This is a genomic window from Paraburkholderia atlantica, assembly GCF_009362785.1.
Taxonomy (GTDB): Bacteria; Pseudomonadota; Gammaproteobacteria; order Burkholderiales; family Burkholderiaceae; genus Paraburkholderia; species Paraburkholderia atlantica.
Genome location: NZ_WHNQ01000175.1, coordinates 1 through 1469, shown reverse-complemented (window position 1 = coordinate 1469; position 1469 = coordinate 1). Strand labels below are relative to the sequence as shown.

2 protein-coding genes and 1 pseudogene are annotated in these 1469 nt (G+C 56.0%); all 3 read left to right on the top strand.

From position 1 onward, the window contains the following. On the top strand, positions 1-273 hold a 273-nt coding region (locus GCT19_RS41995; protein WP_193727467.1), incomplete at its 5' end, for a transposase. 64 nt (positions 274-337) lie between these two features. Then, on the top strand, positions 338-1042 hold the full coding sequence (locus GCT19_RS41990) for a hypothetical protein (RefSeq protein ID WP_018435896.1): 705 nt from the start codon (positions 338-340) through the stop codon (positions 1040-1042). Positions 1043-1264: 222 nt separating this feature from the next. Continuing rightward, positions 1265-1469, top strand: a pseudogene (locus GCT19_RS41985) (IS5/IS1182 family transposase); the annotation flags it as partial.

Genomic DNA, 1469 nt, shown 5'->3' with positions numbered 1-1469 from the left:
AGTGCGATGCTCGAGCAGTGGTGTACCAACGTGATGCGCTCCAAGGTTGAACCGATGAAGGAGGTCGCCCGCATGATACGCAAGCATTTCGACGGCATCGTCGCATGGACCCAGACGCGCCAGACCAACGGCTTTCTGGAAGCACTCAACGGCCTGTTTCAAGCCGCCAAGCGACGCGCTCGTGGCTACGCAAACCTCGAAACTATGCGCACCGTGCTGTTCCTGATCGCCGGCAAGCTCAACTTCGCGTCGATCAATCCGCACGCTGCATAACCCATTCAAATTTCAAAAGAGCCAACTTTCTTCGCATTAACAACCTGATTTAAAGGAAATCGCCATGAGTGTTCGTAACTACCTTGCACATCGCAACATTGTCCGCCGCATGGAACGTGAAGAACGTGCCTATCGCAGTTATCACGTCACCTTGACGGATGACGGGGAGTGGATGCACGCGGCCGGCTCGGACTTTCTGTTCGCGTACCTCGAGAACTCCTGGCCTGCGGACGTGAAAACCCAGGTGGTGGACGCGTTCAAGCAGGCGTTGACAATGTCCTCGACCATCAAAACAGCCGTTCTGAATACCTCAGGACAGGCAGTGGAATCGGGGCTGTACCTTGTCGACCAGAGCACGATGACGCAAGCCATGAATTCCGTCGCGGGCATGGGCATTACGAGCGTTGACCAGAATAGCGAGAGCGGTTCCGGTACCGCGGTCTCCATTACCGAGCAGTTCTTTTCTGCAATTCTCGGCGGTCTCGGCGGAGACGTGGCACCGATGCTTGACTATCTCACGACCGAGATGGGCGATGTACAGGCACAAACGAAAAAGAGCACTGTCACGTCGAAATTCGGCACGGTGATCGGGACCATTTCAGTCATGCCTGTGCTTAACGTTCCGGTCACCAACTTCGTCTACGCCTACTCGGACTCTCAAGCGAGCTCATGGTTCGTCAAGGTCAATTGCGGCAGCGAGGAGCACGAATCCTACTCGTACGCCTATACGGCCGTTAATTACAACTACGTCAAACCCGACGCCAAGTAATTGGTTAGCCGATGCACAGTAATTGGCTTGCTGCGCATCGGTGCTGTCGATTCCGACGCCTTCAACGTTTTCCGCCTCGCGGGCGTCCAGATCTCGTTTAGAGCGGCGAACACAACCTGGACATCAAGCCCTAGCAGGCTGTTGAATTTGGGTCCCGTGTAAACGGGGTTTGAGGGACGGGCGTTATGGATATCGTGTTCATGATCTTTGGCAGCGGATGCGATGCGCGGAATGGATGAGATGCAGGAACCCCTGTTCACGACGGTCAAGCTCGAGGACTTCGTCCCGGCAGATCACCCGTTGCGACCGATCCGGTTGCTGGTGAATGACGCGTTGAAACGGCTCAACGGGCTGTTCAGCGTCATCTACGCGGACACCGGCCGTGCCTCGATTGCGCCTGAGAAGCTGATGCGGGCGCTGCTGTTGC

Excerpts from the sequence above, each read along its gene's own strand:
- GCT19_RS41990 (WP_018435896.1), top strand. The coding sequence starts at position 338 with ATGAGTGTTCGTAACTACCTTGCACATCGCAACATTGTCCGCCGCATG.